19 protein-coding genes and 1 tRNA gene are annotated in these 24,588 nt (G+C 67.5%); 11 read left to right on the forward strand and 9 right to left on the reverse strand.

Annotated elements, in window-relative coordinates; translation table 11 throughout:
- Positions 1 to 133 precede the first annotated feature (133 nt).
- Entirely contained in the window at positions 134 to 1,165 is a 1,032-nt protein-coding gene (gene ku / locus ACZ8ZB_RS23080) for a non-homologous end joining protein Ku (protein ID WP_470739556.1), read from the forward strand.
- A 149-nt stretch (positions 1,166 to 1,314) separates the two neighbouring features.
- Entirely contained in the window at positions 1,315 to 2,166 is an 852-nt protein-coding gene (locus ACZ8ZB_RS23085) for a class I SAM-dependent methyltransferase (RefSeq protein WP_470739557.1), read from the forward strand.
- A 431-nt stretch (positions 2,167 to 2,597) separates the two neighbouring features.
- On the opposite strand, the gene ACZ8ZB_RS23090 is transcribed toward ACZ8ZB_RS23085, so the two are convergent.
- Positions 2,598 to 2,819: a hypothetical protein gene (locus ACZ8ZB_RS23090; RefSeq protein WP_470739558.1), complete on the reverse strand. Its 222-nt coding sequence runs from the start codon at positions 2,817 to 2,819 to the stop codon at positions 2,598 to 2,600.
- Positions 2,820 to 3,254: 435 nt separating this feature from the next.
- On the opposite strand from ACZ8ZB_RS23090, the gene ACZ8ZB_RS23095 reads away from it, so the two are divergent.
- Positions 3,255 to 3,638: a DUF6083 domain-containing protein gene (locus ACZ8ZB_RS23095; RefSeq protein ID WP_470739559.1), complete on the forward strand. Its 384-nt coding sequence runs from the start codon at positions 3,255 to 3,257 to the stop codon at positions 3,636 to 3,638.
- A gap of 50 nt (positions 3,639 to 3,688) precedes the next feature.
- Here ACZ8ZB_RS23095 and ACZ8ZB_RS23100 read toward each other — a convergent pair whose 3' ends face one another.
- The 4 genes from ACZ8ZB_RS23100 to ACZ8ZB_RS23115 all read right to left on the reverse strand — a co-directional run bounded on the left by ACZ8ZB_RS23100 (position 3,689) and on the right by ACZ8ZB_RS23115 (position 5,946).
- Positions 3,689 to 4,012 carry a hypothetical protein gene (locus ACZ8ZB_RS23100; RefSeq protein WP_470739560.1) on the reverse strand — a complete coding sequence of 108 codons (324 nt, stop codon included), beginning with the start codon at positions 4,010 to 4,012 and terminating at the stop codon, positions 3,689 to 3,691.
- Between the two features lie 13 nt (positions 4,013 to 4,025).
- Positions 4,026 to 4,685, reverse strand: a complete 660-nt coding sequence (locus ACZ8ZB_RS23105; protein ID WP_470739561.1) for an SMI1/KNR4 family protein — start codon at positions 4,683 to 4,685, stop codon at positions 4,026 to 4,028.
- A 211-nt stretch (positions 4,686 to 4,896) separates the two neighbouring features.
- Entirely contained in the window at positions 4,897 to 5,088 is a 192-nt protein-coding gene (locus ACZ8ZB_RS23110) for a hypothetical protein (protein ID WP_391789818.1), read from the reverse strand.
- 9 nt (positions 5,089 to 5,097) lie between these two features.
- A complete protein-coding gene (locus ACZ8ZB_RS23115) occupies positions 5,098 to 5,946 on the reverse strand; it encodes a helix-turn-helix domain-containing protein (RefSeq protein WP_470739562.1) in 849 nt (282 codons plus the stop codon).
- Between the two features lie 254 nt (positions 5,947 to 6,200).
- On the opposite strand from ACZ8ZB_RS23115, the gene ACZ8ZB_RS23120 reads away from it, so the two are divergent.
- Complete coding sequence (locus ACZ8ZB_RS23120) at positions 6,201 to 6,614, forward strand: ATP-binding protein (RefSeq protein WP_470739563.1); 414 nt, start codon at positions 6,201 to 6,203, stop codon at positions 6,612 to 6,614.
- Between the two features lie 331 nt (positions 6,615 to 6,945).
- Here ACZ8ZB_RS23120 and ACZ8ZB_RS23125 read toward each other — a convergent pair whose 3' ends face one another.
- Positions 6,946 to 9,366 carry an ABC transporter permease gene (locus ACZ8ZB_RS23125; protein WP_470739564.1) on the reverse strand — a complete coding sequence of 807 codons (2,421 nt, stop codon included), beginning with the start codon at positions 9,364 to 9,366 and terminating at the stop codon, positions 6,946 to 6,948.
- On the reverse strand, positions 9,363 to 10,055 hold the full coding sequence (locus ACZ8ZB_RS23130) for an ABC transporter ATP-binding protein (protein ID WP_470739565.1): 693 nt from the start codon (positions 10,053 to 10,055) through the stop codon (positions 9,363 to 9,365). The genes ACZ8ZB_RS23125 and ACZ8ZB_RS23130 overlap by 4 nt, the downstream gene beginning before the upstream one ends.
- A 219-nt stretch (positions 10,056 to 10,274) precedes the next feature.
- Between ACZ8ZB_RS23130 and ACZ8ZB_RS23135 the strand changes: the two genes are divergently transcribed.
- Together ACZ8ZB_RS23135 and ACZ8ZB_RS23140 are read left to right on the forward strand one after the other, a co-directional pair.
- Entirely contained in the window at positions 10,275 to 11,573 is a 1,299-nt protein-coding gene (locus ACZ8ZB_RS23135) for a sensor histidine kinase (RefSeq protein WP_470739566.1), read from the forward strand.
- Complete coding sequence (locus tag ACZ8ZB_RS23140; protein WP_470739567.1) at positions 11,570 to 12,259, forward strand: response regulator; 690 nt, start codon at positions 11,570 to 11,572, stop codon at positions 12,257 to 12,259. The genes ACZ8ZB_RS23135 and ACZ8ZB_RS23140 overlap by 4 nt, the downstream gene beginning before the upstream one ends.
- A 266-nt stretch (positions 12,260 to 12,525) precedes the next feature.
- Here ACZ8ZB_RS23140 and ACZ8ZB_RS23145 read toward each other — a convergent pair whose 3' ends face one another.
- The gene (locus ACZ8ZB_RS23145) at positions 12,526 to 12,945 is read right to left on the reverse strand and encodes a YybH family protein (RefSeq protein ID WP_470739568.1); all 420 of its coding nucleotides are present in this window, start codon (positions 12,943 to 12,945) and stop codon (positions 12,526 to 12,528) included.
- 63 nt (positions 12,946 to 13,008) lie between these two features.
- Between ACZ8ZB_RS23145 and ACZ8ZB_RS23150 the strand changes: the two genes are divergently transcribed.
- Complete coding sequence (locus tag ACZ8ZB_RS23150; RefSeq protein ID WP_470739569.1) at positions 13,009 to 13,422, forward strand: winged helix-turn-helix transcriptional regulator; 414 nt, start codon at positions 13,009 to 13,011, stop codon at positions 13,420 to 13,422.
- Positions 13,423 to 13,581: 159 nt separating this feature from the next.
- On the opposite strand, the gene ACZ8ZB_RS23155 is transcribed toward ACZ8ZB_RS23150, so the two are convergent.
- Positions 13,582 to 13,666: transfer RNA gene (locus ACZ8ZB_RS23155), tRNA-Arg, on the reverse strand.
- Positions 13,667 to 14,231: 565 nt separating this feature from the next.
- Here ACZ8ZB_RS23155 and ACZ8ZB_RS23160 point away from each other — a divergent pair.
- The 4 genes from ACZ8ZB_RS23160 to ACZ8ZB_RS23175 all read left to right on the forward strand — a co-directional run bounded on the left by ACZ8ZB_RS23160 (position 14,232) and on the right by ACZ8ZB_RS23175 (position 24,469).
- Positions 14,232 to 17,237 (forward strand): DUF499 domain-containing protein, encoded by a 3,006-nt coding sequence (locus tag ACZ8ZB_RS23160; protein ID WP_470739570.1) that lies wholly within the window; start codon positions 14,232 to 14,234, stop codon positions 17,235 to 17,237.
- The gene (locus ACZ8ZB_RS23165) at positions 17,234 to 17,647 is read left to right on the forward strand and encodes a DUF7680 family protein (RefSeq protein WP_470739571.1); all 414 of its coding nucleotides are present in this window, start codon (positions 17,234 to 17,236) and stop codon (positions 17,645 to 17,647) included. The genes ACZ8ZB_RS23160 and ACZ8ZB_RS23165 overlap by 4 nt, the downstream gene beginning before the upstream one ends.
- Before the next feature lie 263 nt (positions 17,648 to 17,910).
- Positions 17,911 to 20,862: a DUF1156 domain-containing protein gene (locus ACZ8ZB_RS23170; RefSeq protein ID WP_470739572.1), complete on the forward strand. Its 2,952-nt coding sequence runs from the start codon at positions 17,911 to 17,913 to the stop codon at positions 20,860 to 20,862.
- Complete coding sequence (locus ACZ8ZB_RS23175; RefSeq protein ID WP_470739573.1) at positions 20,855 to 24,469, forward strand: DEAD/DEAH box helicase; 3,615 nt, start codon at positions 20,855 to 20,857, stop codon at positions 24,467 to 24,469. The genes ACZ8ZB_RS23170 and ACZ8ZB_RS23175 overlap by 8 nt, the downstream gene beginning before the upstream one ends.
- The last annotated feature ends 119 nt before the right edge of the window (positions 24,470 to 24,588 follow it).

Genomic DNA, 24,588 nt, shown 5'->3' on the forward strand with positions numbered 1-24,588 from the left:
CGGCGCCTCTCCGGACAGCCGGGCGCGAGCCGTCGCCCCTCACCCCGATGCCAGGCATCATAAGATGGACATCTATCGCACAATGTGACAAACGCCCCGGCGGTGATCGGCGGGCGACCGGAAGGTGCCGCACATGCGATCCATCTGGAACGGCGTGGTCTCGTTCGGCCTGGTCAGAATCCCGATCAAGCTCGTGAACGCCACCGAGAGCCACGCGGTCCCCTTCCGCGAGATCCACACGGAGGACGGCGGCCGGATCCGCCACCGCAAGTTCTGCGAGCTGGAGGACCGCGAGGTCGCCGCCCAGGAGATCAGCAGGGGCTACGAGGAGGCGGACGGCACGATCATCCCGATCACCGACGAGGACCTGGCCCACCTGCCGCTCCCCACCGCCAGGACGATCGAGATCGTCACCTTCGTCCCCGAGGACAGCATCGACCCGCTCCAGCTGGGCGCCGCGTACTACCTGGCGGCGGGCAGGGCGCCGGCCGCCCGGCCGTACACGCTCCTGCGGGAGACCCTGAAGCGCGGCAACAGGGTGGCCATCGCGAAGTTCGCGCTGCGGGGCAGGGAGCGCCTGGGCATGCTCCGCGTGGTCGGCGAGGCGATCGCCCTGCACGGTCTGCTCTGGCCGGACGAGGTCCGCGCCCCCGAGGGGATCGCCCCCGCCGCGGAGGTCACCCTCCACGACAAGGAGCTGAACCTCGCGGACACCCTGATGGACGCCCTCAGCGGGGTCGGCCTGGAGGGCCTGCGCGACGAGTACCGCGAGGCGGTGGAGCAGGTCGTCGCCGCCAAGATCTCCGGCGAGGCCCTGCCCGAAGTGCCCGAACCGGAGCGCGGCGTCGAGGTCCTGGACCTGACGACGGCCCTGGAGCGGAGCGTCCGCGCGGTCCGCGGCGATCCGGCCGAGGCCGAGCGGCCGCCTCGGCGCAGGACGTCCCGCCCGCCCACCGGGGGAGCCGGCGGCGGGAAGTCCCCGTCGACGGCGGAGAAGAAGACGGCGTCCTCGGCGCGGAAGCCGGCGCCGGAGACGGGCCGGTCCGGGAAGAAGACGACGGCGAAGAGCACGACCGGGAGCGCGACCGAGGGCGGCACGGCCGGGAAGCCGCCCCCGAAGAAGACCCCGGCGACGAGGACGGCGTCCCGCAAGCGCTCGGCCTGACCCCGCCGCACGACCCGCTGCCACCACGCGCCCGCGTGCGCCGCGCCGGCCCCTCGGCGTCCCGCGCGCCTTCGGTGAGCAGCCGGACGGCGGCGACGGCGGAGACTTTGAGGACCCCGAAGGCCGCCCCGCACGGCACCATGGACCGTATGGCCGACAACCGGATCGTGAACACCCACCAGTCCGAGGCGTGGAACGGCTACGAGGGCCGGCACTGGGCCGACCACCAGTCCCGCTACGACGCCCTCAACGACCCCGCCAACGCCCCGCTCCTGGCCGCCGCCCGCATCCGGGAGACGGACAGCGTCCTCGACATCGGCTGCGGCAACGGACGCCTCACCCGCCTGGCCGCCCGCGCCGCCGACCGCGCCCTCGGAGTCGACCTCTCCGCGCCCATGCTGGAACGCGCCCGCGCGAGCGCCGCCGCGGAACACCTCGCCAACGTCTCCCACATCCGGGCCGACGCCCAGGTGCACCCGTTCGAGGAGGCCGCCTTCGACATCGCCCTCAGCCGCTTCGGCATCATGTTCTTCGCCGACCCGGTCGCCGCGTTCGCCAACATCGGACGCGCCCTGCGGCCGGACGGACGCCTGGCCTTCGTCTGCCCGCAGTCCGTCGACAGGATGGACCAGTCGGTCGTCTTCGCGGCCGTCGCCGAGCACGTGACCCTGCCCGACTTCTCCGAGAAGACGGAAACCGGCCCCGCAGCCTTCGCCGACCCGGAACGCACCACACGCGTCCTGGGCGGAGCCGGGTTCGAAGCGATCGGAATCGAACCACTCGAAGTGCCGCAGATGTGGGGCACGGACGCGACGGACGCCGCCGCCTTCCTCTTCGGCTGGGGCCCGATGCGCCACTGGCTGCGCGACGCCGCCCCCGAGGCCGTCGACCGCGCCCGCCTGGCCGCCACCGACGCCTTCCGCGCCTACGAGACGGAGACCGGCGTACGCCTCACGGCCCGCCACTGGCTGGTGACGGCGACCTGGCCGGGCCCCGTGTGACCCACCGGACCGCGGACCCCGTCCCGCAACCGGCCGAGGCGTCTCCCGGGCCCGTCCGCTTCCAGCGGGTGGGCCCGGTCACCTCCGGTGCCGCCCGGCCGGGCGGGCGCGGGGGCGTTCCCCTGCCGAGGCCTGGCCGCCCGGGCGGCCAGGGGCGCGCCGGACCACCGTCACGGACGGCGACCGGCCGCCTTGGACCGCACCGCACCCGCAGGCGGGAACGATTCCGGACCGTCCTCCTGGTGGAGGTACTCGTCGTCCCCGAAGTCCGGGGCGCGGAAAGGATCTGTCGCCGGAGGCGGAGCCACTGCGGAAGCGGGGCGAGGCGCCCTTTCCGGAGCGGAGAACTGCGAGGTCGGATTGATGAGGGGGCTCCCATTCATGACGAGCCCCTGGGGGGACCCGACGTACTGTGACCGGATACAGCGGTCCTACAGCTTGGTCATCTTGGAGTACGGGCTCAGGATCCGCCGTTCCGCCGATCCGAAATTCACGACCGCGGCGATTCCCTCCTCGACACCGGTGACCCGGCCGAGGCCGTACATGTCGTGCGTGACCTGGTCGCCCACGGCGAAGTGCTTGGGAGGAGGCGCGACCGGGGCCTTGAAGGGGCTGGTGGGCAGATGGCGTTTGGGCGCAGCAGACTTTGTCATTGCCTCCAGTATGCGCCCACCACGGGCGTAGGGAGTCGGAGATGCCCGGGGAAATCAGCGGGTCCGGCCCCCGTCAGGGCATCTCCTGCCTGGCACCCGCCGCCCGCCCGGGCCGCTGACCTGCGCCAAGGCGGCTGGATGGGGGCGGGAGCACCAGGGATGAGCATGTCCTTCGACACTGACGACGAGACACCGCGGAACCCGCCCGACGGAGCCGGCCGCCTGACACAGGGGCCGGACGGTTTCCCACAGGGCCGTGAGGCGCGCTGATCATTCCGCGCCGGCCCCCACCGCATCTCGGCCGCGTGCCGTCGTCCGTCGGTTACCGACCGCACCTGCCGCGTCGTCCTCCGCCCCGCCGGCGGTCTCCCGCCCCAGACGTCCCGTCCGGTTCGCGCTCTACGCCCGGGTCGCCGAGCTGGCGATTCTCACGGTATGGGGCTTTTGGAGGAGCAGCCGCGACGGCTGGGCGGTGGACGGTTCCGCTGCCCGCACTGCGGGCTGCCGCAGGAACGGGCGACGACGCTGGAGCACGACTGGGTGCTGCTGGAACCGGACATGAACCCACTGGCCCACACCGTGCCGGCGGAGCATCGCTGGATCGAGTTGTCCGACGGACGGGTGACGGTCTACGGAGTGTGCCCACCGGACCAGTTCCAGCGCTGCCGCATCGAACACCGTCTCGCCTGCCCGGAACAGCCCCTGCCGGACCTGTGGCGATGGCTGACGACCCTGCGGGAGGAGAACGCCCGCCAAGCGGCCCGGCGGGAAGACCCGGAACCGTCCCCACCGCCCGAGGAATGGCCGGACGCCGGCTGACGCCCACCAGGTCACCTCACCGGCCGGGTGCCGCGCACCGAAGAGCGCCCCTACTGCGTCGCGTCGCAGTCCTCGCAGCGGCTCACGGCCGCCCGCTCGGTGTTGCCCTCGGTGGCGCGGAGCGGGCTGGAGGGAGCGAGACGACGCCACGCTCCGGGTGAGGGGGTGAGCACCCAGCCGTAGCGGGGCGGCCGGATGTCTGCCGGGACGATGTGCGTGCAGCCCGGAAGGTGGGCCTTGCCGCTGGCGTGAATGATGATCGAGGCCGCCGGCCAGCCGTCCCATTCGACGGTGGCAGGTGCGCCGCCGCGAGGTGTGCGCGGAGCGCCGCAGTCGGCGCAGTTGTGCATTTCATGGCGTTCGCAGTACTGCATCGTCCTCACCCTGTCAGGTCCCGAGCTGTCGCTCGGTGCGCTCGAGCCACCTTCGGTACCAGTGCGCGAAGTCGTACCCGGTCGGCTCGATCCCTCGGTCCGCCGGTCTCAGATCCTCCCAGACGGCGCCTCGGTGCGGGCCCGTCATCACCAACAGCGACGCGTAACCGCATCCCTGCTCGCTGAGGAACACCACCCCCGCCTCCTGCGCGTCGTACAGCTTTTCGTAGCGTGCGTCCCAGGCCGCGTACGCGCGACTGAACTCCTCGTCGGTCGCGAAGGCGTCCGGCGTGGGCTCCTGTGCCTCGACCGCGGCGAACTCGCTTCGCAACGCCTCGGCTACGAAGGGACGTCCGGCGAACTCGGCGGTGGTCGGCTGTGCGGGGAAGGCGAGTCCGACGCCGCGCCACTGCCACCCACCGTCGCCCCCGGTCGGTGTCATCAGACCGTAGTCGGGCCCGGCTCCCCCCGCTCCGACGTGGAGCAAGAAGCTCCGGTACTGCGCCGGCAGACCGGTGCCCAGGTCCGCTTCCAACGCTCGTATCTGTTCTTCGCCCATGACCGGACCGAGGCGGAAACCATGCCCCCGTGCCCCGAAGATCCGGCCCGCTCCGGGGTGTTCGGCAAGCCGAAGCACCCGCTCCCGCACTCCCGCCCACATGTCTTCGCTCACGGGCTCACGCTAGTGAGCCGCGCACCGTACCGGCACGGGATTTTCCGTGGAGCAACGACGAAGCCCCAGGCCGCTGAGCCGGGGGCGCTGGGATCGCCTGACCGGGCCTGTCCACGGGTGGTCTGCAGATGCCGGAAGCTGACCCCCTCGGGGAAGTCGATCAGCAACGCTTGATGTCTGCCGTGTCACTCGGTGACGGCGCGCTGCGGGCCTACAGCAGGTGATCGGCCTTGCCGGCCTTGATGTCGGTGATGAGGGTGCGCAGGGCTTCGAGGGAGTCGGTGAGAGGGCTCTCCTCCTGACCGGCGACAGCTATGTACCCGTTGCCGTCGGCATCGGTACCGAGACGGAAGCAGGAGCTGCCCTCGGCGCAGAACGGGGCTTCCCAGATGATGTCGGGCATCGGTACTCCTCATAGTCGGCGTGAGATGTCACGAACGAAGTCTCTGGACTGCTCTGGCGGCAGAGCCAGACTTTCCAACAGATCGAGTTGCGCCCGGTATTTCGCCAACTGACCTTCGGCGTGGAGGAAGGTGGGTCCGTGGGAGCTGTCCACCTGCACCGTGTCGAGCTGCGGGACGGGCCCTTCGATGTGGACGACCGTCTGCCCGGCACCAGGGAAGGCACCGTGGGAGAAGGGCAGAACGAGCACGGTGACGTTGTCCCGTTCAGAGACCTCCAGCAGGTACTCCAACTGGGCGCGGGCCACGTCGGTACCGCCGAACTGCATCCGGAGTGCCGCCTCGTGGATGACCGCAACGTACGGGACCGCCCTGTCACCGGTGATCACCTGCTGGCGTTCGGCACGCAGCGCAACTCGTAGAGCAACCTCGTGCTCGGGCAAGGCGGGAACCGCAGCCCGGAAGATGGCCATCGCCTGTTCCGAGGTCTGGAGCAGGCCGGGCACGTGCACGGTGTTGGCGCCGCGCATGCGCACCGCGTGGCTCTCCATCTCCGCGATGTCCAGCAAGCCTTGGGGAAGGATGCCTCGGTAGCGCTCCCACCAGCCCGTACTCGTCTGAGCCATCTCGACGAGCGCCTCGATGTACGTCTCATCGGTCACATCACAGTTGCAGGCCAATGTGCGCAGGCGGTCGGCGCTGATACCCCGGACTCCGGACTCGATGTTGGAGATCTTGCCCCGGTCCACGCCCAGCAAGCCCGCCGCGAACTCTGCGGACATCCCTGACGCAGTACGGATGCGCCGCAGCTCGCTTCCCAGCCGCTTCTGTCGTTCTGTGGGGGTCGTCCTCGGGGGCATCGGGATTCCTTCCATCCGGAGCAGGGGTCGCTCGGCGCCACTCGAAGGCCGCCTACCTCTCCGTGGTGAATTCTCTTGAGTGCGTGGGAAATTTACCACCGGCTGCTCTACTGTCAGTATCGCGCAAGTTACACAACGCGATGCCGGAAGTGCACCGCGCGAGCATGCCCGCCTGCCCTGGGACGGGTGCGCCCGCGACCAGGGCGGTAGGCCACCGGCGACCTCAAACCCCCGATACGGAACTGGAGTTCGCCATGCCCGAAATCCCCCTGGTACCCGTCCACTGGCACTTCCCCGCCCACCCCGCCTCCGTACGGAGGGCCCGCCGTGCCGTCGCCGAATCGCTGCCGCACGTCCTCCGCCCGCACCTGGGCGACGACCTGGGCCTGCTGACCTCCGAACTGGTCACCAACGCCATCCGCCACGGGGTCCGCCGGGAGGACGAGGACCTCATCGAAATCGTGCTGTGGCCCGCCGACGGACACTACTGGCTCGCCGTCTCCGACCCCGGCACCGGAAAGCCCGTACTGGCCCACCCGGGCGCGGACTCCGAGAACGGCCGGGGCCTGCTCCTCGTCGACCGCCTCGCCGCCGCCTGGACCGTCCGCCCCCGTCCCACACGCGGAACATCCGTGGTCGCGGGCCTCTCTTTCCGTCACGGCGGTTGACGCGGCGGAGCGGTCAGCAGGGCCGGTCGGCGGAACCGGAGTCGTCGAGCACGACCGTCGACCGGGCCGGCCACCGCGAGTGGGCTGCGCACTCGCCCCGAGTGGACACCGCCTCGGCCCTGCCGTCCGGACTCCGCGGGACCGGGGGCGGAGACCTCGGCACGCGACGGCGGAACCGGGAGCAGCCGTGCGACAAGCTCTCTTCGCCGACCGACCGGCCAGCCGACCGACCATCTCACCTGCGGCAATCCCCAGGACTCCGTCCACACCCGGCCCACCGACCCCGCGGACCTCGGCGGATCCGCCCCCGCGGGTCGCGCTCCGCCGGACGCTACTCGGTGCGCAGCGCCGTGGCCGTACGCGCCCTGGCGGCCCAGCCTGCCGGGACCAGCGCGCCCAGCATCGCGATCACGACTCCGCCGAGCCCCAGCAGGAGCAGCCGGAAGGGCCCGTACACATCGAGGACGAGCGGCGGCAGGCCGGTGCCCACGGCACGCCCCATCACCGGCATGACGACGTGGTGCAGCGCGTACCCCGCGGGGACGCCGAGCAGCCCGCCGGTCACGCCGATCACGGCCACCGAGGCGAGCACGAGGCTCAGGACCTGCCGCGGCGACATGCCGATCGCCTTGCAGACGCCCAGGTCGTGGATGCGTTCCCGGGTGTCGAGGACCACGGAGTTGAGTACCCCGAGACCGGCCACGACGACCAGCATGAGGGTGAGCAGCACCGCCGTCGCGGCCATGACGAGGATGACGCCGTCCTGCCCCGACTCGGAGCCGGTCGTGGCGTCGCCCCCCAGCGGCCGTACGACCGCGGCGACCTGCCGGGCGTACTCGTCGGCGGAGACGCCGGCCTTCGTCTCGACGAGGAAGGTGCTGGGCTCGGCCGACGCGAAGTCGGCCATGTCCGCGTGGATCTCCAGCCGGCTGCCCGACGTGTCGAAGGACTCGCCCACGATCCGCAGGTTCACGGTCTCCTTCCCATGGGTCACCCGCACCGTGTCACCGAGCCGGGTGCTGGTCCTTTCCAGGAAACGCGAGGGCACCACGACCTGTCCCTCGCCGGTGATCCAGTGCCCGGAGAGCAGCTCGTAACCGCCGGGGCGCGAATCACCCTCGTAGAGGCTGGCCCGGACCGATCCCGAGACCCCGGCCACGGCGACCTCGGTCCGGGTCTTGCCGTAGTAGGACTCCGTGCCCGGCTGCGACGTGATGGCGGACCGCACCTCCGCCGGGTCGGCGGCCTCGGGCCTCTCGGACGTGCTCGCGGCGCCGTTCCCCACGGGAGGAGGATCTCCCGCGTCGCCCCCCACGGGAGGCGGCGGCGGGGGAGCGACCTCGATGGCCCTGGTCGTCGTGACCGTGACCGCGGCACGGTTCTCGGGGTCCTGCGAGGAGCCGATCGCGTTCAGGGACGAGGTCAGCCCCACCGCGAACGTCGCCGCGACGGTGCCGAACGCCACCGCGAGCAGCATCGCGAGGGTACGCACCGGATGGGTGAAGGGGGTGGCGAGACCGTAGGTCACCGGCCGCGGCAGCGGCAGCCTCCCCATCGCCCGGTGGGCCCACTGGCCGCGCCCCGTGCGCGGCGCCCGGCCGACCGCGATGGCCTCGACCGTGCGCAGCCTGCCGGCCCGCAAGGCGGGGACCAGCGCCGCGAGCCCCACGACGACCAGGGCGGCGGCCGGCACGGCGACGTCCACCCACCAGGCCACCGAGAGCGACACGCCGCCGTACACCGACTCGGTGTCGGACAACAGCGGCACCGCCAGGAGGTTGCCCAGGACGACGCCCAGGGCGATGCCGACGGCGGCCGGGATCATCGCCTGGGCCGTGTAGGCGCGTACGACCTCGCGCGGAGTGAAGCCGATGGCCTTGAGGATGCCGATCCTGCGCAGGCCGGTGCCGACCGCGCCGCTGATCACGCTGCTGACGATGATCACCGACATCGCGATGCCGAGCACGCCGAAGGCCGTCACGAACGGGACGGTCGCCGCCGCGCCCTGATCGGCGGCGCGCTTGGTGTCCAGCCAGGACTGGGTCCCCAGAAGCGCTCCGGGCCCCACGGAGGCGGCGAGCTTCTCCCGGCCGGCGAGGATCTGCTGCCTCGTGCTCGCGGAGTCGAAGCGGTAGAGCATCTGACTCGAGACCGGGGCGCCCTCCGAGCCCAGCGCGTCGACCTGCGCGGGCACCGCCCAGGCGTCGGCGGTCTCGCTGACCGACACGGCGAAGCCGACGACCGAAAGGGCCGGGGCGTCCTCGGCGTCCGACGTCCTCACAGGAGTGCCGATCCCGATGACGGGCCCCTCGAACGACGCGTCGAGCACGATCTCCCCGGGCTTCTGCGCCCACCGGCCCGCCTTCAGCTCCACCCGGTCCACGGCGCCGCCGGGGCCGGACCGCCCCACCAGGACCAGCGTCGGCAGCCGGAAGCCCGACCGGTCCACCGGGCGGACCGTCGTGGACGGGTACGGTCCCGCGCTCGCGGCGACGCCGGGCAGCTTCCCCGTCCTCGCCAACTGCGCCGCACTCGCCCCGGCCGGATCGAACTGCGCGGTGATGTGAGAGCCCCGCTGCTTCTCGAAGGCCGTGTCGAAGGGCGCGGCCGCGGCGACCATCAGCGACCCGGCGACCACGGCCGAGGCCACGGCCATCATCGTGGCCACCGCGATCACCACGGTCTGCACCCGCCGTCGGCCGACGCCGGAACGTACGACCCGGCCCAGCGCACCGGTACCGAACGGGCTCATCGGACGGCCCGCGCGGAGGAGTCGAGGGCGACGCGGCCGTCGACCAGGTGAACGGTGCGGCTCGCGCACGCCTTCGCCAGCGACAGGTCGTGCGTCACCAGCACGACGGTCTGTCCGGCACGGTGCAGATCCATCAGCAGATCGCGGACGTCGTGCCCCGAGGCGGTGTCGAGCGCACCGGTGGGCTCGTCGGCGAGCAGCAGCGCGGGCCGGTTGACCAACGCCCGGGCGACCGCCACCCGTTGGCGCTCACCTCCGGACAGTCGGCCCGGGTAGGCGCGGGCGTGCTCCAGGATGCCCAGCATCTCCATGAGCTCACCCGCGCGGGCCGCGGCCTTGCGCCGACCGACCCCGGCCAGCTGGGCCGGGAGCTGGATGTTGTCGGTGACGGTGAGATCGTCGAGAAGATTGAAGAACTGGAAGGCCATGCCGATGTGCTCGCGACGGAACTTGGCGAGGGCGTGCTCGCTCAACCGGTCGATCCGTCGCCCGGCCACGACCACGGCGCCTTCGGTCGGCTTGTCCAGGCCGGCGACAAGGTTCAGCAGCGTGGACTTGCCGCTGCCGGAAGGGCCCGTGACGGCAACGGCCTCACCCCTGGCGACGCTGAGCGTGAGCGGTCCGAGCGCCGGCGCGCCGGCGTTGTCGTAGCGCTTCGCCACACCCTCCAGTTCGATCACTTGATGCATGTCGGTCGTCCGTCCTTGCGGTCGCGAGAGGTACATGTCGTTGCCGGCCCTGCGAACCTAGGGGCGCCGCGTACGGGGCGCGTCGGCCGCGGAACCGACATCGGGTCCTTCCCGCGGAGGAACCGCCGCGGAGTCGTCCCCGAGGAGTAGGCCTCCAGGACAGTGCTCTGACCGGACAGGTGGACGCGGACCGGGCGGACGGCGCAGCACAATGCACGGATGGAGACGGAAGACCGGAGTCGCCGGCATCGGCAACTCCTCGACGCGCTGCGCCCGGAGGAGAAGGCCGCCCCGCCGTCCCGGCGAGCGGTGCGCGCCGATGTGGCGCTGGCGCTCGTACTGACCGTCCTCGCCCTGTTCGTGGCGGTGCGCTACCCCGGCGGGGGGCCGGTGAACACCGACCCCCCTGCGGTGGACGTCGGGACCGGGGTCCCGGCCCCGCCCCCACCGCCCGGCCCCGACGAGGTGCCCGTGGAGGAGGAACCCTCCCCCGTGCCCTGGGCCCTGGTCGTCCTGTCGACGCTGCCGCTGGCAGCCCGGCGCCGGTATCCGCTGACCATGTTCGTGGTGGTGCTGGGCGCGGCACTGGCCATCGGCGGCTCCGCCTCCTGGATCACCGTCCTGGCCTGCGTCATGGGCGCCTACAGCGCCGTCGTGCACAGCCGTCACCGGACAGTGGCGATCGTCGTCCTGGTGATCGCCGCCGCGCTGTCCGGTTTCGCTTTCCGCAACGCCGAACCCCTGCTCCCGGGATGGTCCAGCCCGGGATTCGTGCTCCTGGTGGCGGGGATGCTGGCCAGCTTCGTCCGCTTCCTGCAACTGCGGCTGGCGTCCAGCCGGGACCGCGTGACGGAACTGCAGGCCGCCCAGGAGGAGGCCACGCGCCGCGCCGTCGAGGAGGAACGCGCCCGCATCGCCGCCGAACTGCACGACGTCGTGACCCACAATGTGAGCGTGATGGTGATCCAGGCCGGCGCGGCTCGCAAGGTGATGGACACGGCGCCCGAGCAGTCGAAGGAGGCACTGCTGGCCGTCGAGGCGGGCGGTCGGGCCGCCATGACCGAACTCCGCCACGTGATGGGCCTGCTAACCGCCCCCGACCACGAGAAACCCGACGGCCTGGAGCCCCAGCCGGGACTCGCACGGCTCGACGCGCTCGTCGCACGGGTACGCGCCGCCGGCACGCCCGTGAGCGTCGGGGTGTCGCTGCCGCCGGACCCGCTGCCACCGGGAGTGGACCTCGCGGCGTACCGCGTCGTGCAGGAGGCGCTTACCAACACCATCAAACACGCGCGCGGTGCGCGGGCGTCCGTCGCCATCGGCTACACCGACACCTGCCTGGAGATCGAGATCACGGACACCGGCGGCGCCGAGGACCATCCACCGGTACAGGGCAACGGCCGTGGTCACATGGGGCTGCGCGAACGGCTGGCCGTCTACGGGGGCGAGCTGACGGCCGGACCGATGCCGGACGGCGGCTACCGGGTGACGGCCCGCATCCCCCGGAGCGCGGCATGACCGAGGACCGGCCACCCCTGCGCGCCGTCATCGCCGACGACCAGGCCCTCGTACGCACCGGTTTCAAGATGATCCTGGCGGCGGACGGCATCGACGTGACGGCCGAGGCCGCCGACGGGGCCGAGGCCGTCGCAGCGGTCCGCCGTACGCGGCCCGACGTCGTCCTCATGGACATCCGGATGCCGCAGATGGACGGCATCGAGGCCACCAGGCGCATCATCGGCGACACCGACCTGGCCGGAACACGGGTCGTCATCCTCACCACGTACGACCTCGACCACTACGTCTACGCCGCGCTCACGGCCGGCGCCAGCGGCTTCCTGCTCAAGGACGTCAGCCCGGAACACCTGGTCTCCGCCTTGCGCCTGGTACGGACCGGCGACGCCCTTCTCGCGCCCACGATCACCCGTCGGCTGATCGAGCGCTTCGCCCCTCACGACGCACCGCGGACCACCGCCCCGCACCGCGACCTGTCCGGCCTGACCCCGCGCGAGCTCGAGGTGCTCCGCCTGCTCGCGACGGGCCTCAGCAACACCGAACTCGCCTCCCGGCTGTTCCTCAGCCCGACCACGGTCAAGAGCCACGTCGGCCGCATCCTGTCGAAACTGGACCTGCGCGACCGCGTCCAGGCCGTCGTCTTCGCCTACGAGACGGGACTGATCGCCCCGGGCGAGGCGCCCGGATGACCGATTCCAAGGCCATCGGCCGTAGCCAGCCAGTGACCGGATGACCGACTGGCCGATGCGGTGGTCGACCCGACCGAGGCGGCCGAGCACGCCGGCAACAGCGTCGAGGACCTGCCGCCCCGCTACGCCAAGTGCCTCGACGGACGGCAGGACGTCGCCGACCGTCGCATCGAGGACCTGCTCCGCGAGCACGACCGGGAGCACCCGACCCTGCCCGAGGCCCCTGGCCTCCACCAGGGGCCTAGGTGTTTCCCAGGTGTGCTCGCTCAGAGATCCGGTTCCACTGTGTCCCCGGTCGGGAGCTGCTGTGCACGGGTGCCGAAGGGGTTGTCGATGACATACCGCCAACGGCCGTCCCGACCCCGCCGGGCGACGTCGGTGGCAGTGCCCTCGACGTGCACGGCCTGCCCCTCCCGACCGGTCCCGTCGATGACCCAGTCGACGATCAGCAGCGCCACGTCTCCGCTGCGGTACACATGCCGCGGACGGACCAGGATGGGAACTCCGAGCTTCTGCAGACGGCCGTTCGCGGCGTGCAGGTCCGGGCCGGTCGCCGGCGTTCCCGGCTGCGGGACCAGCACCGCCGCCTCCTCGTAGACCTGCGCCAGCGCGGCGGCGTCGCCGCTGTTGAACCGTTCGGCGAACACGGCGGGCACCTCTTCGGGCCGATCGGCCAAGGCTCGCATGATCGACAGACGTCCTTCCGGGCCGGGAGAATCGAAGTGCCCCACACGTTAGGAGGCGATCCCGTGACTCACCGAACGGTTGGCCACCCGGCAGGACTCCCCGACGACCCGCGCGCGAACGCCACCGCACCCACCCCCGAGTGCCCGGTGGAGATCACGCTGTCGGCACTGCACGGCCGCTGGACGACCCTGGTGGTTCGCGAACTACTACGCGGCGACCGCTCCTACAGCGAACTGCGCACGACCCTGCCCGCACTGTCGGACAAGGTGCTGTCCGACCGCCTGGCACAGCTCGCCGAGGCCGGAGTCGTCGAGCGCGACCGTCGTCCGGGCTGGCCGCCGCGAGTGCGCTACACGCTCACCCCGAGCGGACACCGCCTCGGCCCTGTCCTCCAGGCTCTGTGGGACTGGGGAGCAGAGGCGTCGGCACGAGACAGCGGGACTGAGGGCGGCCGTGAGACGGGCCCTGCCCACTGATCGACCGGACTGAACCGCCCCACCTGCGGCGATGCCCCAAGATCCTGCCCCCGGACCCCGACACACGGCCGCTCCGGACGGCCCACGCCTGCACATACGTGAAGACCCCGCCTTCAGCGTTTCCGCTGGTGACAGGGTCTTTGGGCACCTCATACAGGGTGCCCCCGGCAGGATTCGAACCTGCGCACACGGCTCCGGAGGCCGAGTGGGCCTAATGCGTTTTAGCAGCTCAGAGCCTCGGAGGTGGAAGGCCATCCTTCTCCGGTCCACGGATGGTCCACAGATGGTCCGCGGACCATCCGTGGACCGGCCGCCGTCCAGGACTAACTCGAGTCGCGACGGCTGAGCCCCCTGAGACCAGGGCGCCGGCAGCCTGGCCGTCGGGCTCGCCAGGTGCTGTGGCGCCCCTTATCTGTCGCAGAGACGTTGGACGATCGGATGGTTGCGAGCCTCGGTGGCGGTTGAGTCCGGGATGCTGGCTCGCCTTACACGGCCAGGGCAACACCGCCGGCTGGGGTGAACCCAGAAGCAGGGCTGTGAATGCTGGCGTGCGAATCCGCCGTGCCGCAGTGACCACTGGGGCGCCCTCGAGGTTGGCACTGCATCCAGGACAGTTCGTGACCCTGAGAGCCCCTGACCGCAGAGCGTGGTTCTCTTCTTGCGTTGTGTGACGACGCTCGTCTGGAGAGCTCGGTGCTGGGCCAGGTTGCTCGGCGCAGGCCGCGCGAGTCCGTTCTCGATCAGGACACATTGAGCCCTCAGCGCCATCTCACGGATACTGTGTGGGGCAAGTGGCGAAGGGGAGGAACGTGGAGAGTCTGTTTGAACTAGTCGAGCCGCGCGATGACGTGCTGGCAGGCGAACTCACAGAGTCACGCTTCGCCGCGTCGCTCGAGGAGGTCATCGCAGGTACGGCGCCGGACACGTATGCTGACGCAGGACACTTCTTCGCGGCGACCTTCCCATCGGCCGGTCTGAAGTCGTTGCTCAATGAGGTCTTGGGCCGTATCGGTGGTGGTAAGCCGGACGGTGCCAGCGTCATTCGGTTGGAGACCAACCTCGGCGGCGGTAAGACTCACAACCTCATCGCCCTGTTCCATGCAGCGCGAGGGCGACTCGATGCAGGGCGCGCGACTGAGTTCATGGATGCCTCGCTCCTCCCGACTCAACCGGTGGATCAGGTAGGGGCATTCGTCGGCACAAGCACAGGTGCGCAAAGTTTTCCCGAGGTCGCGGGTATCACGCCGCGTACGGTTTGGGGGTACCTCGCCCTTCAGGTTGGTGGAGTTGCTGGGTACGAGCTCGTTCGAGCGGATGACGAGGCGCTGACTGCTCCTGGATCCGATGCGATTAAGCGGATGCTTGGAGACCGCCCGTCGCTACTCCTCATCGATGAGATTGCTCGCTACTACCACGTCGCCAAGGGTGTGCGCGTCGGCGAGACCACGCTGGCCAGTCAGACCACGGCCTTCCTAATGGCGCTCATGGAGGCGGTCGACAGTCTGCCCCACGCCGCACTGGTCATCACCACTACCGGGGTGACTGACGCGTTCGGCGAGGCGACCAGCGATGTCCTGGAGGCCATCAACGAGGCTCGTTCACTCATGGCGCGTAAGGAGCTAGTTCTCCGGCCCAGTGAGGAACCTGATCTTCCGAAGATCCTCTCGCGTCGTCTCTTTAAGCAACTCGAGAGCGGAAGCGCTGCTGCTGCGGCGGCCGAGGCTTACGCAGAGGCCGCCGACTCTGCACATGCCAGTGGTCTGGATCTGCCAGAGGGCATGGTCGGTAGCGGCTGGGCGTCAGAGGTAGCGCGAACCTACCCGTTCCACCCCTCTCTTATCCGGATCCTGGACAAACGTCTGTCGACGATCCCAAACTTTCAGCGGACCCGCGGAGCCCTACGGTTGCTTGCCCGCGTTGTTCGTCGACTGTGGGCTCAGCAGCCTGACCGTACCTACTTGATTCACCCGCACCACATTGATCTTGCGGAGCGGGTCATCGCGGAGGAGCTCTCTAGCAGGCTGGAGCGACCGCAGTTCGAGCCTGTGATTCGGGCAGACATCGCCTCACAGGCCGGAGGGGAACTGTCACACGCGGAGCGGATCGACGAGCGGATGGGTGCGCACTACGGACGCCGTCTGGCCACCGCCATCTACCTCTACTCCCTCACGCGTGACGTGCCGGGCGTGCAGCCACCCGAGCTGTTCGGAGCCTTGCTTGTCCCTGGGGATGACCCGAATCTGCTGCAGAAGGCTCTCGATGGCCTCGAGACCGCCTGCTGGTATTTGCACGCTGATGTGCGCGGCTACCGCTTCTCGACCGAGGCATCCCTGGTCAAGCTGATCCAGGAGGCCGAGAGTGAAATAAGCGTGACCAAGGCGCGTACCAAGGCGACGAAGATCCTCACCGAACAGTTCCGCGACAGCACACTCAAGGTCCGCCGTCACTGGGACGACGCCAAGGTCCCGGACAATGCCGAAGATGCCTGGCTTGTCGTCATGCACTGGGACGACTTCGGTGACCCGCGAGGCATCGACCCTCACGGCGCAACGCCGCCCAAGATCCAGGAGCTGTGGGAGCGCACTCCGTCCGGTGGAGTCCGCGAGTACCGCAACCGGCTGGTGATCCTCGCGCCGTCTTTGGGCACGCATGAGGCGATGGTCCGTGCCGTTAAGACGCACCTTGCGCTCGAAGAGCTCTCCACGAGTTCTGACACGCTCAACGCGCTGACGCCTGAGAAGCGTGCTGAGCTCAAAGACAAGGCCAAGGAGTCTGCGCTCATGGCCAGGGTCGCCGTCTGCAACCACGTGAACGCACTGTATGTGCCCACGGGCCAGGGCCTCGAAGCGGTGCAGCTTGATCAGGTCACCACCTCTTCGGTCTGGCCCAACCAGACTGATGCGATCTTGAACCGTTTGGCTGCAATGGAAAAGACGCTGCGTGCTGGCGACAAAGCAATCGACCCTGCTCACGTAAAGAACAAGCTCGGCGACCTGATGAAGCGGCCCCAGCCGACCGAAGAGTTGGTCAAGGCATTCGCCAGGCGTCCCGATCTCAAGATGGTCTTCGACCGAGCCCAACTCGTCTCCCTGATCAGTGCCGGCGTCCGCAACGGAGTGTGGGAGTACCAAGACCCGGACCGTGGCGACGATGGCTGGGCGACGAAGGAGCACCCCGGTGCCAGCATTCGCCTAGCGGCTGACGTCCTTCTGCACCCGCCCGGTTCCGCCCCTGCGCCCGTTGAACAGGCGTGTCCTCTCTGTGACACCGTTCACCCTGGCCGCGGATGCCCGGATGAGACACTGAACGGCTCTCCGGGCGGCACCCAGCTAGGTCTGCAACCAGCCAAGCCCGCGGAATTTACTGGAGTTGGTGCGGCTGGAAGCGCCTTCGCGCAGGCACGTAGCGCAGCAGCGGATACTCAGCGTGAGAGTCTGCTGGAACTGAAGATTGAGATCGACCACTTGGGCGCTGGAGGTGGCCCGGAGCTACTGCGCCTCCATTCCATCGTCCCCCCGGCGACTTTGGGCGCAGACCTGACTTACGACGTAGACGTAGTCGTCACCCTCGGCGACAGCCAGCTACACACGGCCAAAATCTCCTACCTGGGCACTCCGGGAGACTATGCCCCGCTCCGAGAAGCCCTCAAGCAGCTACTCGGACCACGCGAGTCCGTTCTAAAAGCATCGGTAACTGCGGTTTTCGCTAACCCGCTACCCTTGTCTGGGGATGTGGTGGAACGGTTTGCTCAGGCTGCGCGAGACACTGGTCCGACCAAGTGTAGAATCTTGATGCGCACTGAGAGTGACAGATGAGCCGAGCCGAGCAGTATACCTGCCTAATTACCCGGGATCAGGATGGGCGCATCGTCGCTGTCGACGTTGCCGCAGACGACCTCGACGGCGGCCACCGCGCCATCCGTGTGAACGGCGGTCGAGCCACGCACATCGCCGCCCCGCTCCAGGACGTCTTGCGTGCCGCCGGCTTCCGTGGCCGGGACTGGACTTCGCAGAAGCCGCTAGATCTCGATCCGATGCTTGGTGCGCACGCGGAACTGTTGCTGCGTGCAGTGAAACCGCTCCGACGGACCGATCGCATCGTCGACATTGCTGAGGGCGTAGCGGGAATGAGCCGGGAGGAGGCGGCGTACTGGCACGCCCAAGTGCAGCACAGGCACGGGCTCAAGGCGCTTCGCATCCTCCTTGATGGCGGCAAGCGACGCTGACCGTCGGCACCTCGACAGAAGGCGGACTCGGGCACGCTGCTGCAGTGAGGACACGTGTCGGTGCGTGTTGATCGATGTCAACACGACCACCCATGAGTCCCCTGTTGAGTCCGCAGACCGGCCTCCCCGTGTCGACGCGGAGTGGCATGCTGGTTCCTTCGGGACGACTCGTGCTGACCTGAGACGAGTGGTCCCAGCGGTGGGTAGTGACAACAGGAGATGGCGGGTATGTCCGCCGTCTAAGAGTAATGGGAGGGCGGCCTGTGAGCCGTAGTTTGATCGAGCAATGGCTTCCGGCGGCCCCCCTCGGTGTTGAGAGCGTGCGAGAGCGCGCGACTTTCACGGCGCTGCCACCTTCGTTTGCACTTCACGTTTGGTGGGCACGGCGTCCGCTCATCGCCAGTCGCGCGGCCGTAGTAGCTTCACTGCTGCCAGCCTGGCCTTCCTCTGAGGAGGCTGCTGAAGATGTAGCAGCCCATCGCATTTTGACCGCTCTGGAAAAGGAATTTCCCGAGGGGCAAGAGGCCTACCACGCGTGGTACATGAAGGCGGTCGGGATCCTTGGCGATGCCGTAGCTCGAAAGAAGGAGATTAACGCCGCAAACGAAGCGGGGATCAAGCTTGTCGGAAATGGGTACGGGTACCCGCGTGCATTCTCCGTGAGCCCCGAGGAGTCGGTTCTCGAACGTATCCATCGCCTCTGCAAGATCCGCACCTCAGGTGAAACATCGGACAGCGCCCCTCAGGCCGTCCTAGATCTCTTTTCTGGCGGCGGGTCAATTCCATTTGAGGCGGCGCGATATGGATTTGACACGGTCGCGAATGAGCTAAATCCGGTTGCGACGGCGGTGCTGCAAGGGACGGTGGCATTGCCAGCAGAGATGGGTCCTGAGTTTGCGAAAACTATCAGCGACTGGGGAGGTCGCTGGACTGAAAGAGTGCGCAAGCGCTTGGAGGTTTACTTCCCTCGGCAAGGTGCGGAGGTCATCGTTGCCTACGTCTGGGCTCACACCGTCCCGTGCCCGACAACAGGTCGGCCGACACCACTGTCTCCGGATTTCTGGTTGGCGCGAGGGAAGTCTGGCCGGAGTGTCGCGGTTGCGCTCGAAGTAGATGCAGATGCCGGCACTTATGAGCTACGTGTCGTGGAGGGCGAGCAGGCAAAACAGTGGGGCGAACGATCTACGTATAAGAGGGGTACTGCTACAAGTATCTGGACGGGTGAAACGTTTTCCGGGCAGTATATCAACGCCATGGGAAATGAGGGGCGGGTCGGGCAAATGTTGCTCGCAGTTGCCTTTTCCCGAGATGGCGTCAGGGGTCGACAGTTCCGGGCTCCGTCTCTGGACGATCTCGCTGCGGTTGAAATGGCGGAACGAGAACTTGCGACTCGCTTGCCTGGATGGGAGATCGAAGACCTTGTTCCGAACGATCCCATTCCTGATGGATGGAAGACTGGCGAGCCTCGCAGGATGGGCCTAACCCGTTGGTCCGACATGTTTTCCCCCAGGCAGCTGCTTGCCAATATAACGGCACTGGAAGAATTGCGCGATGTTGTAGCGGAAGCACGTTCGGAGATAGGAGATGATCGGGGTCGAGCTCTTGGTCTTTACCTGGCGCTAGCGCTGGACAAGGCGTGCGATTACAACGGCATGCTCAGTAGTTGGGATGCGACGCGGATCAAGATTCGCAACACATTCGATAGGCATGACTTCGCCTACAAATGGTCATTCGCTGAATTTGATGGCGCTCATTCGCTGCTTACATGGACCGTAAGCCAGGTTGCACGTGTCTATGCCGGCATGTGCAATCTCACCCAGCGAGGCGCGGCGCTCGACGACCAAGAGGAGCGGCGGGCCCAGGCACGTATCATTCGCGGATCGGCCACGTCTCTCCCGCTGCCAGATGCGTCGATCGATGCCGTAGTGACTGATCCTCCATATTACGACAACGTGATGTACGCGGAGATCTCGGACTACTTCTACGTCTGGCTCAAAAGATCGCTGCGCGACACATGGCCACAGTTCACCGATCTCGTCCTTACGGACAAGAACGCCGAAGCCGTGGCCAACCCGTCTCTCTTCAAAGACGTTGCGGCTCCTTCCCGCCGCGGACGCCGCAAGGATGACGGTGCTAAGACCGCCGCCCAGCTGGCAGATGAGCGGTACGAAGAGCTGCTGAAGCAGTCCTTTGGGGAGGCGCACCGCGTTCTCAAGCCAGATGGTGTGCTCACGGTGATGTTCACGCACAAGCGGATCGACGCCTGGGACACCCTAGGTGCGGCCTTGCTCGACGCTGGGTTTTCTATTGATGCCTCGTGGCCTGTGCAGACTGAAAGCGAGCACTCCCTTCACGTGGCGAAGAAGAACGCTGCCTCGTCCACTATCTTCCTTGCCTGCCGTAAGCGCGCTGGCAGTGAGCCTGCCTTCTGGTCCGACATCCGCCGCGACGTTGAGCGCGCGGCCGAGGAGGCTGCTGGTCGTTTCGCAGCGCAGGGCATGACCGGTGTCGATCTCACGATCGCGACCTACGGCCCTGTGCTGTCTGTGCTCTCTGACCGCTGGCCGGTCTACACCGGCCAGCTCGACGCCGACGGCAACTCCGAGGTGCTGCGACCCGATGCAGCTCTCGATCTTGCCCGCGAGAAGGTTGCTTCGCTAAAGAAGCGGGACCTGCTCGGCGGCCGAGACATCGACTTCGACCGCATCACCGACTGGTATCTGCTTGCGTGGAGCGACTTCGCGGCCGCGGAATTTCCGTATGACGAAGCCCGCAAGCTTTCCATCGCAACGCACCTTGAGCTTGACGATCTTGCCAAGCGGCACAAGGTGGTTAAGGCGTCGAGCGGCAGCGTCACTCTGCTCACGCCGGCACAGCGTGTCACGGCCGGTGTGCTTGACCCAGATGCAGCGGAATATGGGACCTGGCTAGACCGGCTGCACGCTTTGATGTCGCTGTACGACTCGGACGGTCTGGGCGCAGCGAAGGCTTGGCTGAACCGCACCGGTCTGGCTGACGACTCCACCCTTACCGAGGTGGTGCGCGCCGCGCTGCACGCAATTCCGCGCGTGAAGGACAAGGGCGCTTTCGCCCGCCCGGAGGCGCGAATCCTGGACAGCCTCCGGGCGGCACTGTTCGACCACATCGAGCTGCCTGCCGATGAGGTGGAACCCGTTGCCGCACACGAGCAGCAGACCTTCGGATTCGATGTCTGAAGTCAACGTCACGACGCCGCCCGGCCTGAGAGGCTTGGACCTCAAGCCGGGCTATGACTCCAGTGACCGTGTGTTGGAGTCGTTTTACGTCCCGGCGCTGTCGCGGTCAGTACGGTACGACCGCTCAGTGGGGTACTTCCGCTCCTCTTCGCTGAGCGTCGCCGCTCGTGGTCTGTCCCGTTTCATCAACGGTGGGGGACGCGTGCGGCTGCTGTGCGGTGCCGAGGTCAGCCCGGAGGACCGGGACGCCCTACTTGGGCGGTCCGAGATCGGCCCGGCCTTCGCCAAGAAGCTTGCGGATGCATTGGTCACCGAGTCGGAAGTGGGTCGACGCCGCCTTGAGGTGCTTGCCTGGTTGGCCAAGGTGGGGCGTCTCGACGTTCGCATTGCGATTCCGGTGGACCGGGATGGAACGCCCCTCGTTGGCGGCAGCATGGACCCGTACTTTCACGAGAAGATCGGTGTCCTACGTGATGCGGCCGGAGACGGGGTTGCCTTCCAGGGGTCAGTCAATGAGTCGGCCCAGGCATGGATCCGCAATTTCGAGTCCTTCTCTGTCTATCCCTCGTGGACTGAGGCGGCAACGTACTTCAGCCACTGGGCGCTGAAGTTTGAGGAGCATTGGGCCGGCCGGATGGTCGGTTTCAAGGTATATGCGCTCCCGGATGCGGCCGCGGAACGCCTGTTGAGCATGGCGCCGGACGATGTGCCCGGAGAGAGGGACCCGGAAGAACCGGAGCCGATGGGTGACGACACTGTCGTCGCTCGGTACTTGCAGGTGGCTCCGGCCCTGGTGGGTGCAGAAGCTCTGCCAGTGGCAACTACAGGGCTGACGCTCTTCCCGCATCAGCAGCAGGTAGTTGAACGGCTTGCCGGTCTCTATCCGCGCTCCTGGCTACTCGCCGATGAGGTAGGTCTCGGCAAGACCATCTCGGCCGGCATGTCGTTGCGTCGGCTCCTGCTATCCAAGCGCGTGCGACGTGCTCTGATCTTGGCCCCCGCGAACGTCTGCCGGCAGTGGCAGGACGAGCTCTTCGAGAAGTTCGGGCTATGGGTTCCCCGCCTTGAGGGCGGCAAAATCTACGGTGCTCACCCTGAAGACGTGCGGAGTGTCGTACCGGGGGCGAATCCGTGGGAGTCTGAGCCGGTACTGATTGCCTCCAGTCATCTGGCGCGTCGACCGGCCGAGCAGGAACGCCTCCTTGCCGCTGGCCCGTACGACCTCGTAGTTGTGGATGAGGCGCACCACGCTCGCCGTACCCACATTGATGAGGATGAGTACCGCCCGGGTCGCCTACTCGAACTGCTCGATCGCATCACCCAACGGGGAGCGACCAAGGCACTTTGGTTGCTGACCGCGACGCCGATGCAGGTTGCCCCGATCGAGCTGCGCGACCTGCTCGTCCACGTAGGCTTGCAGGGCCCCTTGGCCAGCCCGCGAGCGTTCGAAAGGTACTTCCGCGAAGTAGGTAGGGGCGACGGCCCGAAGGATCGCAAGACGGCTTGGGCATGGTTGGACCAGACGCTGCGCGATACACCTCGGCTACCGCGTACCGCAGCTGAGGAAGCAGTTCTGCAGAAGATCCAAAATCAGGTGGGACCGGTAGCAGCCGCTCGCATCGAAAAGTTCGGTACGGGCGACTTGTCAGGGGAGGAGATCGCCCAGGAGCTAACCCCCAGCGGACTTGCTGCTCTGCGCGAATGGCTGTCTCTGCTCAGCCCTGTCGGTCAGTTCGTCACCCGCCATAGCCGTGAGACGTTGAAGCTATACCGGGATCGCGGGCTCCTCACGGAAAACCTTGCAGATCGGGACACTCAGCCGGTCATAATCCCCTTCACTCAAGAGGAGCAGGAGCTCTACGACGAGCTTGACGACCTCATCGACCGCCTCATGTCTGCTCATGGAAGCAAGCGTGGCGCCGGCTTCGTATTGACCGTCTACCGTCGTCGTCTCACCTCGTCATGGGCTGCTATCCAGGCGACTTTGACAAAACGACTCAATCGCGAGGCGTTGGCGCTCGACGACGACCAGGCGGCAGAGGACTTCGAGGAGGCGTGGAGCGACGCTGGGCTTAACGATGGGATAGAGACCGGAGACGGACACCACGTCAATGATGCTCAGGCGCTGCCGCTGACGCCGATCGAAATAAAAGACATCCAGGGGTATATCGACCGAATGAAGAACGTTCCGGACTCGAAGTTCGACCGGTTGCGTTCCGATCTGGACGCCGCCCGAGGGCGGGGGCATTCAGTCATCGTCTTCACCCAGTACACAGACACGCTCCTCAGTCTTCGGGACAGGCTTGTCGGGGCTTATCGGTCACAGTTGGCCACCTTTACCGGACAAGGTGGGCAGGTCTTCCGTGAACACGAAGGCTGGGTCGACATCTCCAAGCGTGACCTTGTCGACGCTGTGCGCTCCGGCCGTGTGACCGTCCTACTGGCCAACGACGCGGCCAGTGAAGGACTCAACCTTCAGGCGTGCAGCTTCCTCATCAATTACGACATGCCATGGAACCCAATGCGCGTGGAACAGCGCATCGGTCGTGTGGATCGCCTCGGTCAGGCACGTGACGTTGTGCACATTCGAAGCTACTTCGTACCCAACACCGTTGAGCAAGACGTTTATACCGCGCTTGCCGGCCGGATCGACGACTTCCGTCAGTTGCTTGGTCAGCTTCAGCCGATTCTTGGCGCCACCGAGCGTGCCTTCCAGACGATTTTTAAGGCGCCAAGGAGTGAGAGGGCCTCGGCTCAGCGGCAAGCGATCCGCGAGCTAGTCGAGCAGATCGACGTTGTGCGACAGGAAGGTGTCGGCTTTGGTTCGGAGGATGCGATGCCGTTGCCGGAGCATGCCCCTTCCCCCGTCACCCTGGAAGACCTACGCGAGGTCCTCTTCGAACGGTTCGGTGCGGTGCTCGACCAGCCTGGCCGACCCGTCACATCTGACCCTGCGCGGGCGTCGCGTGATGGGGAGAGCTGGACCGCATTGGCGACGTATGGTCACCCCGTCCTGTCCGAAATACTTGCCCGCAGGGCCGGGACAAGCCTTCCCGACGACAGCGCGCTGGTAATTACCGGCAATGGGGCATGGCCCAGTGTTGCGGTACGTGCCGACCGCACTCCGCCCACTTTGGTGCAAGGATTGAAGGATGTTGACAGTCTTGGAGCTGCGGCCGCGCGTGGCGAGGCTGAGGAGACATCCAACACGATTCGGATCAACGCAGCGAGACAACAGCGGTCGTACGAAGACGCCCTCACCGCCACCCGCAAGCAACAGGTGTTGGAGGGCATTCGAACGAAGTTCGTCGCCCTCGTACACGAGGCTTTGGCTACCGGCTGTGCGGCCGCACGTTATGACGGCGGCGCCAGCGTCGATCCTCTGACCATCTGGTACGCGTTGAACACAGACAAGACCTCGATGTGGGGGTACGCGGAGGCGACCCGTGGGAAGCTGAACGTGCCGCTTGCTCGACTTATTCCGGCCCGCTTGGGTACCCAATTGGCGCCGATCCCGCCAGAGGCTTGGGACGAACGACGTCGTCAACTGGGACTTCAACTGGGCGGACTCATGACTTCGATGCGGGCTGCGCTCGTTGCGCGGTGAGGAAAGGACCGGGCCACTTCAACATTCCCACAATTGATCAACGGCGGCCGTGACCTGAGGCCGCCTAACCAATGAACGCTCTGACCTGCTGCTGAGCTGCCGGCAGTTGTCGGCGTTAG

The organism is Streptomyces sp. 12E (assembly GCF_055633275.1).